The organism is Streptomyces sp. NPDC057638 (assembly GCF_042800315.1).
Taxonomy (GTDB): domain Bacteria; phylum Actinomycetota; class Actinomycetes; order Streptomycetales; family Streptomycetaceae; genus Streptomyces.
Map to the genome: position 1 here is coordinate 1 of NZ_JBHVHF010000280.1, position 10759 is coordinate 10759.

Here is a 10759-nt window from a genome sequence, read left to right on the forward strand (position 1 = left end):
TGGTTCCGGGTGCGGCGCTGGTGGAGCTGGCGGTACAGGGGGGTGACCGTACCGGGACGCCGGTCATCGAGGAACTCCTCATCGAGACACCCCTGACCCTGACCGAAGGGGAGACCCGCGCCCTCCAGGTCGTCGTCGGCGCGGTGGGCCCCGAGGACACCCGGCCCGTCACCCTCCACTCCAAGGGTGAGCACGACCCGCACTGGACCCGGCACGCGACCGGCACCCTCACCTCCCGTACCGCGCCCACACCCCCGCACGAGCCCGGACCATGGCCCCCGGCGGACGCGGAACGCCTCGCCGACGGCGACTTCTACGCCGAACTCAGCCGTGCCGGATACGAGTACGGGCCCGCCTTCCAGGGCGTCCGCGCCCTCTGGCGCCGGGGCGAGGAGCTCTTCGCCGAGGTCGTGTCGCCCGGCGGTACCGGCTTCGCCGTCCACCCCGCACTGCTGGACGCCGCCCTGCACCCGCTGGCCCTGGCGGTGGCCCGGGGCGATGGACCGGTCGAGCTGCCGTTCGTCTGGCGGTGGGTGGAGCTGAGGCCGTCCGGGGAGGAGACCGTACGGGTCCGGCTGACGCCCGGCCCGGACGGCGCCCGGGTCACCGTCGGCGAGCCGGGCGGTGGCGCTCCCGTCGCCACCATCGGATCCCTGGTCTCGCGCCCGGTCCCGCTCGCGGCCGAGGACGTCTTCGGCGTCGAGTGGGTCCCCGTACCGCTCGATCCCGGTGGATCGCCGCTGCCCGCCCTCACCGCCGGGGAGGGGCTCCGGCCCGGGTGGTGCGTCCTGCGGGTTCCGCCGGGGCACGGGGACGACGCCCGGCGCGCCCGGGACGCGGTGACCGGGGTGCTCGCCGCCGTCCAGCGCGTACTCGCTGACAGCGCCGACAGCACCAGCAACACCGACAACACCGACAACACCGACAGCGCCGGACAGGAGACCCGTCTGGTCATCACGACCGAGGACGCCGAGGGTGCCGAGGGCGCTGATGACCCCGCCATGGCCGCCGTCTGGGGTCTGGTCCGCTCGGCCCAGGCCGAGCACCCCGGGCGCTTCCTCCTCGTACGGGGAGGGGAACCCACCGACCGCGCGGTCGAGGCCCTGGCGGCGGCGGGTGAGTGGCAGATCGCCCTCCGGGACGGCCGGGCGTTCGCGCCCCGGCTGACCAGGATCTCCCCGGCCCCCAACGCTGATGCCACCGGCCGGGGTTCCCTCGCCTTCGGGCCGACCGGAACCGTGGTGATCACCGGCGGTACGGGCACGCTCGGCGCGCTCACCGCACGCCATCTCGTCACCCGGCACGGAGTGCGCCATCTGGTGCTGCTCTCCCGCCAGGGCGAGTCCGCGCCCGGCGCGGGCGCCCTGCGGGAGGAACTCGTCCGGGCGGGCGCCGATGTCCGGGTCGTGGCCTGTGACGTGGCCGACCCCGTACGGATGCGGGAGCTGACGGCGGGTCTGGCCGAACCGCTCGCCGCCGTCGTGCACACGGCCGGGGCCCTGGACGACGGGGTCATCACGGCCCTGGACGGCGAACGCTTCGAGCGGGTCTTCCGGCCCAAGGTGGACGCGGTCGAAGCGTTGGACGCCCTCACCCGCGAGGCGGGCGCCGCCCTGGTGCTCTTCTCGTCCGCCGCCGGGCTCCTGGGCCACGCCGGACAGGGGAACTACGCCGCGGCCAACGCCTTCCTGGACGCCGTCGCCGCCCGCCGCCACGCGGCCGGGTTCCCCGCCGTGAGCCTCGCCTGGGGACTCTGGGAGGAGGCCAGCGCCCTCACAGGCCATCTGACGGCCGATGACACCGGCCGGATGGCCCGGGACGGCATCGCGCCCATCGACTCCGAACAGGGCATGCGGATGCTGGACGCGGCCCTCGCCGGCGGGCGCGCCGTCGTCGCGCCCGTCGCCGTCGACCGGGCGGGGCTGCGGACGGCGGTACGGGAGGGACGGCTCGCCCCGGTCTGGCGCACCATCGCCGGACCGGCGGGCCCCGCGCCCCGCGAGACCGCCCGCGCCGCGCTGCCCGCCGATCTCGCCGCCCAGGATCCCGGCAGTCAGCTCGGAGTCCTGACCGGACTGGTACGGCGTGAGGCCGCCCTCGTCCTGGGCCGGTCCGGCACCGGGGGCATCGGACCGACCAAGGCGTTCCGCGAGATCGGCTTCGACTCGCTGACCTCGGTCGAACTGCGCAACCGGCTGACCGCCGCGACCGGCGTCAGACTCCCCGTGACGGTGGTCTTCGACCACCCCAACGCCACCGCCCTCGCGACGCGTCTGCGGACCGCGCTCTTCCCGGTGGACGAGCCGGGGGAGCCGGGCTCCGCGCGGGGCGCGGCACCGGCCACCACCGCGACCCCCGCCGCCCCCGGGCGGGCGCCGGACGACGACACGGCCGCCATCGCGGAGATGGACGCCGAAGAACTGATCAAGCGAGCCCTCGGCGAACTCGGCTGACCCTCCCCCCTGACCCGTGCGGACCAGTGAAGGAACTCCCCCCATGAGCAGCCAGCACCCCGAGCGCACCGAGCCCACCCCGAGCGCCGCCGAGCTCCCGAGCACCGCCGACACCCAGGCGGCCCCGAGTGACCGGCTGGTCCAGGCCCTCCGTACCGCACTCCTCGAACAGGAGCGCCTCAAGCGGGAGAACGCCCGGCTCACCGAGCGCGCCGCCGAACCGGTCGCGATCGTGGGCATGGGGCTGCGGCTGCCCGGCGGTATCCATACCCCCGAGCAGTTCTGGTCCCTGCTCGCCGAGGGCCGGGACGCGGTCTCCGGTTTCCCGGCCGACCGTGGCTGGGACCTGGAGCGGCTCTTCGACCAGGACCCGGGGGCCTTCGGCACCTCCCGTACCCGGCACGGTGGTTTTCTGGCGGAGGCGGGGGCGTTCGACGCGGGGTTCTTCGGGATCTCGCCGCGTGAGGCGCTGGCGATGGATCCGCAGCAGCGGCTGCTGCTGGAGACCTCCTGGGAGGCGCTGGAGCGCGCGGGCGTCAACCCCGCCTCCCTGCGCGGCCGAGAGGTCGGCGTGTTCACCGGGCTGATGTACCACGACTACGCGACGGGCGCGCGCCCCGACGGCCTGGAGGGCTTCCTCGGCACCGGTAACGCCGGGAGCGTCGCCACCGGCCGGGTCTCCTATGTCCTGGGGGTCGAGGGCCCGGCGGTGACGATCGACACGGCGTGCTCGTCGTCGCTGGTCGCCCTGCATCTGGCGGCCCAGGCCATCCGCTCCGGCGAGTGCGCGATGGCGCTCGCCGGAGGCGCCACGGTCCTGGCGACTCCGGAGGTCTTCATCGAGTTCTCCCGTCAGGGCGGACTGTCGGTGGACGGGCGGTGCAAGTCGTTCGCGGCGGGCGCGGACGGTACGGGGTGGGCCGAGGGCGTCGGTGTGCTGGTGCTCCAGCGGTTGTCGGACGCGGTACGGGAGGGCCGTGAGGTTCTGGCCATCGTCCGGGGTTCAGCGGTCAACCAGGACGGCGCCTCCAACGGCCTGACCGCGCCCAACGGGTCGGCGCAGCAGCGGGTGATCCGGCAGGCGCTGGCCAACGCCGGTCTTGCGGCGTCCGAGGTGGATGCGGTGGAGGCACATGGCACGGGGACCGTCCTCGGTGACCCGATCGAGGCGGAGGCCCTGCTCGCGGCCTATGGCCAGGGGCGTGAGACGCCGCTCCGGCTGGGGTCGGTGAAGTCCAACATCGGCCACACCCAGGCGGCTGCGGGCGTCACCGGTGTCATCAAGATGATGCTGGCCCTGCGGCACGGGGTGCTGCCCCGCACCCTGCATGTGGACCGCCCGTCGGAGAAGGTGGAGTGGGACTCCGGCCGGGTGGAGTTGCTGACGGAGGCCGTGCCGTGGGAGGCGAACGGCCGCCCGCGCCGGGCCGGTGTGTCCTCCTTCGGCGTCTCCGGCACCAACGCCCACGTCATCCTGGAGGAGCCGCCCGCCGCCGACCGCCCCGAGCTGCGGCTTCCGCCTTCCGATGCCCCGATCCCGCTGATCGTCTCGGCGCGTACGGCGGACGGACTCACCGCCCAGGCCGCCGCCCTCGCCGCCCATCTGACGGAGACGGAGACGGAGCCGGAGCCGGGCACGGTGGCGGGAGCCGCCCGCGCCCTCGTGTCGACGCGCGCCCTGTGGGAACACCGTGCGGTCGTGTCCGGGCTGGAGGGACTGCGGGAGCTGGCCGAGGGGCGCGCCGGCGCGGGTGTGGTGCGTGGTGTGACCCGTGGGGCCGTGGGGCGGTCGGTGTTGGTGTTTCCGGGTCAGGGGGCGCAGTGGGTGGGGATGGGTCGGGAGTTGTGGGAGTCCGAGCCGGTGTTCGCGGCGCGGATGGAGGAGTGTGGGGCGGCGTTGGCGCCGTTTGTGGAGTGGTCGTTGCGGGAGGTGGTGTTGGGGTCGGGGAGTTTGGGGCGGGTGGATGTGGTGCAGCCGGTGTCGTTCGCGGTGATGGTGTCGCTCGCGGCGTTGTGGGAGTCGTATGGGTTCCGTCCCGACGCGGTGGTGGGGCACTCACAGGGGGAGATCGCCGCTGCGTGTGTCGCCGGGGCGCTCTCGCTGGAGGACGCGGCGAAGGTGGTGGCCCTGCGCAGCCAGGTGATCGCCGAGGGGTTGGCGGGCCGGGGCGGGATGCTCTCCGTCGCCCTCTCTCCTGACGAGGTCGAACTCCCGGCGGGGGTGTCGCTGGCCGCCGTGAACGGTCCGAACGCCGTCGTCCTCTCCGGCGACCCGGACCTACTGGACGCCCTGGCGGAGACCTACCGGGCCCGTGAGGTCCGGGTCCGCCGGGTCCCGGTCGACTACGCCTCCCACTCCGCCCAGGTGGACGCGGTCACGGCGGAGATCTCCGGTCTCCTCGCGGACGTGGTCTCGGTCCGGCCACGCGTGCCCTGGCTGTCGACCGTCGATGTCCGCTGGGTCGACGGCCCGCTCGACCCCGGCTACTGGGCCCGCAACCTGCGCAGCCCCGTACGGTTCGCCGACGCCGTCACCGCGCTCGCGGACGACGGCTACGGCGTCTTCGTGGAGTCCAGCGCCCACCCCGTCCTCACCTCCGCGATCACCGCCACGCTCGATGACGCCGCCGGGGAGGACGAACCCGTGGTCCACGGCACCCTCCGCCGCGACGACGGGGGACCCGACCGCTTCCGCCGCTCCCTCGCCGAACTCTTCGTCCAGGGCGGCGAGATCGACTGGACCGCCGTGCTGCCGGACGCCAGGCCCGAGCCGCTGCCCACGACCGTCTTCGACCACCGCCACTACTGGCTGCTCCCCGAGACCGGGGCCGCCGACCACACGGGCGAACGGGCCATGGACCCCGAGGAGGCCCGCTTCTGGGCGGCCGTCGACCAGGGGGACCTCGGTGCCGTCAACGACCGTCTCCGGCTCGCGGACCCCGCGCCGCTCGCCGACGTCGTACCGGCGCTGACCCGCTGGCGTCAGGACAGCCGCGAACAGAGCCGGATCCGGTCCTGGCGGTACGAGGTGACCTGGGCGCGGCTCCCCGGTGCCACCCGGCCCGTGGTGCCCCCGGGCCGCTGGCTCCTGCTCCACCCCGCCGACACCGACGAGCGGGCCCTGGCGTCCGAGCTGGCCGCGCACGGACTCGACATCACCCCGGTCGCGGCCGACGCCGACGGGCTCGCCGAGGCACTGAGCACCTCCGGCCCCGCGCATGGTGTGCTGTGCGCGGCGGGCGACGCCGGATATCTGCTCGCCGCCCTGCGGACCCTGCTCTCCGCCGCCACCCCGCCGACCGGGACTCCCGCACGCGTCTGGGCGGTCACCCGGGGCGCGGTCGCCACCGGCCCGTTCGACCAGGTCACCGATCCCGCCGCCGCCCAGGTGTGGGGCCTGGGCCGGGTCGCCGCGCTCGAACACCCCGACCGCTGGGGCGGGCTGGTCGATCTGCCGCCGGACCCGGACCCGGCGCTGTCCGGCCGTCTCCTGGCGGCGCTCACCGGGGACGAGGACCAGGTGGCCGTGCGTACCACCGGCCTCTTCGGCCGGCGTCTCACCCCCGTCACGGCACCCGCGACCGGCGCGGGCTGGACCCCGCGCGGCACCGTCCTGATCACCGGCGGTACGGGGGCGCTGGGCGCCCACGCCGCCCGCTGGGCCGCCGCCCACGGCGCCGACCACCTGGTCCTCGCCAGCCGGAGCGGCCCCGACGCGCCCGGCGCCGCCGACCTCGCCACCGAACTGCGCGGCTCCGGTGCCCGGGTCTCCGTCGTCGCCTGCGACCTCGGCGACCGTACGGCGGTGGCCCGGCTGCTCGACACCTGTCCGCCGGACGCCGTCCTCCACACGGCGGGCGTCGCCGGTGATCTGGTCCCGCTGCTCGACCTCGGCCCTGACGCCCTCACCGGCGTTCTCGCCGCGAAGGCGACCGGAGCGAGCCTGCTCGACGAACTCCTCGGGGAGCGGGAGCTGGACGCGTTCGTGCTGTACTCCTCGATCGCGGGGGTGTGGGGTGCGGCGGGGCAGGGCGCGTACGCGGCGGCCAACGCGCATCTCGACGCCCTGGCCGCCCACCGGCGGGCCCGTGGGCTGACCGCGACCTCCGTCGCCTGGGGCGCCTGGGCCGACGCGGGCATGGCGGTGGCCGGGGACGCGGCCGAACATCTGCGCCGCCGCGCCATCCTGACGATGGAACCCGGCGAGGCGCTCGCCGCCCTCGCCGACGTCCTGCGCACGGGCGCCGCGAACGCCGTCGTCACCCGTATGGACTGGGCCCGCTTCGCCCCGATGTTCACCGCCGGACGCCCCAGTCCCCTCCTGTCCGCCGTGCCCGCCGCCGCCGAGGCCCTGACCGCCCGGGACGAACCCGGCACCGAACGGCCCGCCCTGGCGGCCACCCTGGCGGGACTCGACGCGCCACGCCGGATGGAACTGCTCGCCGACCTCGTCCGTACGGAGGCGGCGGCCGTGCTCGGCATGGACGACGCCACCGCGATCGGCGCCACACAGGCGTTCCGTGAGGCCGGGTTCGACTCGCTGACCTCCGTCGAACTGCGCACCCGGCTGCGGGCCGCGACCGGGATACGCCTCCCCGCGACGGTGGCGTTCGACCACCCCAACATCACCGCGCTGGCGCGCCGCCTCCACACCGAACTCCTCGACCTCGCGCCCGAGCGCTCCGCGACCGTTCCGGCCGCTGCCGCGGAGCCGGTCGCGATCGTGGGGATGGGGTTGCGGCTGCCGGGTGGGGTGTCGGATGGCGAGGGGTTCTGGGAGCTGCTGTCCGAGGGGCGTGATGTGGTCGGGGAGTTCCCGGCGGACCGTGGCTGGGATCTGGAGCGGCTCTTCGACCCCGACCCGGACGCCTCCGGCACGTCCGCGACCCGCCACGGTGGTTTCCTGGCGGAGGCGGGGGCGTTCGACGCGGGGTTCTTCGGGATCTCGCCGCGTGAGGCGCTGGCGATGGATCCGCAGCAGCGGCTGTTGCTGGAGACGTCCTGGGAGGCGCTGGAGGACGCGGGCATCGACCCGGCGTCCCTGCGCGGCCGGAACACCGGTGTCTTCATCGGCGCGTCGGCCCAGCGGTACGGCATGGACGCCGAGGACGACGGCACCGAGGGCTACCACCTCACCGGCACCTCGGCGAGTGTGCTCTCCGGACGGCTCTCCTATGTCCTCGGCGCCGAGGGCCCGGCGGTGACGATCGACACGGCGTGCTCGTCGTCGCTGGTCGCCCTGCATCTGGCGGCGCGGTCGGTGGGCTCGGGCGAGTCCACGATGGCCCTTGTCGGCGGTGCGGCCGTGCTGGCGACGCCCGAGGTGTTCGCGGAGTTCTCCCGCCAGGGCGGACTCTCGGTGGACGGCCGCTGCAAGTCGTTCGCGGCGGGTGCGGATGGTACGGGGTGGGCTGAGGGTGTGGGTGTGCTGGTGGTGCAGCGGTTGTCGGACGCGGTACGGGAGGGCCGTGAGGTTCTGGCGATCGTGCGGGGCTCGGCGGTCAACCAGGACGGCGCGTCCAACGGCCTGACCGCGCCCAACGGGTCGGCGCAGCAGCGGGTGATCCGCGAGGCGCTGGCCAGTGCGGGCCTTTCGGCGTCCGAGGTGGACGCGGTGGAGGCGCATGGCACGGGCACGGTCCTCGGTGACCCGATCGAGGCGGAGGCCCTGCTGGCGGCCTATGGCCAGGGGCGTGAGACGCCGCTCCGGCTCGGGTCGGTGAAGTCCAACCTGGGGCATACCCAGGCGGCGGCCGGGGTGACCGGTGTCATCAAGATGGTGCTGGCGCTGCGCCATGGTGTCCTGCCCCGCACCCTGCATGTGGACCGTCCGTCGGAGCGGGTGCAGTGGGACTCCGGCCGGGTGGAGCTGCTGACGGAGGCCGTGCCGTGGGAGGCGAACGGCCGTCCGCGCCGGGCCGGTGTGTCGGCGTTCGGTGTCTCGGGCACCAACGCGCATGTCGTCATCGAGGAGGCGCCGACGCGCCTGCCCGTGCCCGTTCCGGCGGCCACGCCGGGCCACTTGGTGCCGCTGGTCGTCTCCGCGCGCTCGGCCGGTGCGCTGCGTGCCCAGACCACGCGACTCGCCGACCACCTGGAGTCGGCGGAACCCGACCTGGCGGCGGTCGCCCGCTCCCTGGCCACCGCCCGCACCACCACCTGGGAACGACGGGCGGTCGCCCTGGCCGAGGACCCGGCCGAGGCGGTGCGGGCCCTGCGTGACGCCGACCGGGGTGGCGTGGTCATGGGGGCCACGGCCGGTGATGGCGGCATGGGGTGGTTGTTCGCGGGTCAGGGTGCTCAGCGGGTGGGGATGGGCCGGGAGTTGTATGAGGCGTTCCCGGTGTTCGCGGAGGCGTTCGACACGGCCTGTGTGGAGCTGGACCGGGCGTTGGCGGGGTGGGTGGAGCACTCGGTGCGGGAGGTGGTGTTCGGGGACGAAGGAGCTTTGCGGGAGACGGTGTTCGCTCAGGCGGGGTTGTTCGCGGTGGAGGTGGCGATGGCCGCTCTGCTGGCGTCGTGGGGGGTGCGGCCCAAGGTCGTGGTGGGTCATTCGGTGGGGGAGTTGGCGGCGGCGCATGTGGCGGGTGTGCTGACGCTGGCGGATGCGGTGCGGTTGGTGGCGGCGCGGGGCCGTTTGATGCAGGCGCTGCCTTCGGGTGGGGTGATGGTGTCGGTCAGCGTTCCTGAGGCGGATGTGCTGCCGTTGCTGGGTGACGGGGTGGCGGTGGCGGCGGTGAATGGTCCGTCGTCACTCGTGCTGTCCGGCGAGGCGGGCGCGGTGGAGTCGGTGGTGTCCCGGCTGGGTGTGGAGGGGCGCCGGCTGGAGGTCAGTCACGCCTTCCATTCGCCGTTGATGGAGCCGATGATGGCGGAGTTCCGGCAGGTGGCCGAGGGGCTGGTGTTCTCACCGCCGAAGATTCCGCTGGTCTCCACCGTCACGGGTGAGCGTCTCTCCGATGAGGAGGCCTGTTCGCCGGAGTACTGGGTGAACCAGGTCCGTGCCACGGTCCGTTTCGCCGACGCCGTCGCGAATCTGAACGTGGGAACAGTGCTGGAGCTGGGTCCCGGTGGTGTGCTGACCAACCTCGCCGGTGCCCTGGGCGTGGACGCGTTCGCGCTGACCCGCCGTAACCGTCCTGAGGTCCGTACCGCGCTGACGGCCGTGGGTGAGGTGTGGGCCCGGGGCGCCGACGTCGACTGGACCGCCCTCACCCCCGACGTCCCGGCCGTGAAGGTACCGACCACCGCCTTCCAGCACCGGAACTACTGGCTCGCCTCCGGCACCGGCGGCCACCGCACCACATCACGGGAACGGTGGCGGTTCGCGATCACCTGGCGGCCCGTCGCCTCCGACCCGTACGACATGCCCGGTGGACGCTGGCTCGTGCTCGGTGACACGGCGCTCGCGGCCGGGCTGGCCGCGCGCGGCATGGACGTGGTCACCGACCGCCGGGACCCGGGACCCGTCACCGGCGTGCTCAGCGTCTCGCCCACACCGCTGGAGCTGCTGGATCTGCTGCGCGAGGCGCCCGAGGGGGCACGGCTGTGGGCGGTGACCCGGGGCGCCGTCTCCACCGGGGACGGCGACGCGCTGAGCGATCCCGCCGCCGCCCAGGTGTGGGGCCTCGGCCGGGTGGCCGCCCTGGAGCGTCCGGCGGTCTGGGGCGGGCTGGTCGATCTGCCGATGAGGGCGGCCGACAGCACCGAGGAGGACGCCTCCGCCCTCGACGGGCTCGTCCGTGTCCTCGCGGGCGATGAGGACCAGGTCGCCCTGCGTACGGAGGGTGTCCTCGCGCGACGGCTCGTCCCCGCCGCGCACCCGGGCACCGGCACGGGCTGGACCCCCCGGGGCACCGTCCTGATCACCGGCGGCACCGGTGCGCTGGGCACCCATGTCGCCCGGTGGGCCCTGGCCGAGGGCGCGGCGAGGGTCGTCCTGCTGAGCCGTACCGGCACGGCGGCGGAGGACCTCGGGCCGCGGGCCGTGGTGGCCTCCTGCGATGTCACCGACCGGGCGGCGCTCGCCGCCGTCATCGCGCAGTACCCGCCGGACGCGGTGGTGCACACCGCCGGGGTCCCCGGCGATCTGCGGCCACTGGACGCCTACGACGAGGAGTCCTTCACCGCGATCACCGCCGCCAAGGCGGACGGCGCGGCGCTCCTCGACGAACTGCTCGACGGACGCCCGCTCGACGCGTTCGTCCTGTTCTCCTCGATCGCGGGGGTGTGGGGTGCGGCGGGGCAGGGCGCGTACGCGGCGGCCAACGCGCATCTCGACGCCCTGGCCGCCCACCGGCGGGCCC

General features: G+C 74.7%; 2 protein-coding genes. Both read left to right on the top strand.

Going from position 1 to position 10759, the window contains the following annotated elements:
- On the top strand, positions 1 to 2453 hold a 2453-nt coding region (locus ACFVIM_RS27940; protein WP_384306835.1), incomplete at its 5' end, for a type I polyketide synthase.
- 43 nt (positions 2454 to 2496) lie between these two features.
- Positions 2497 to 10759: type I polyketide synthase (locus tag ACFVIM_RS27945; protein WP_384306838.1), on the top strand; the 8263-nt coding region annotated here is incomplete at its 3' end.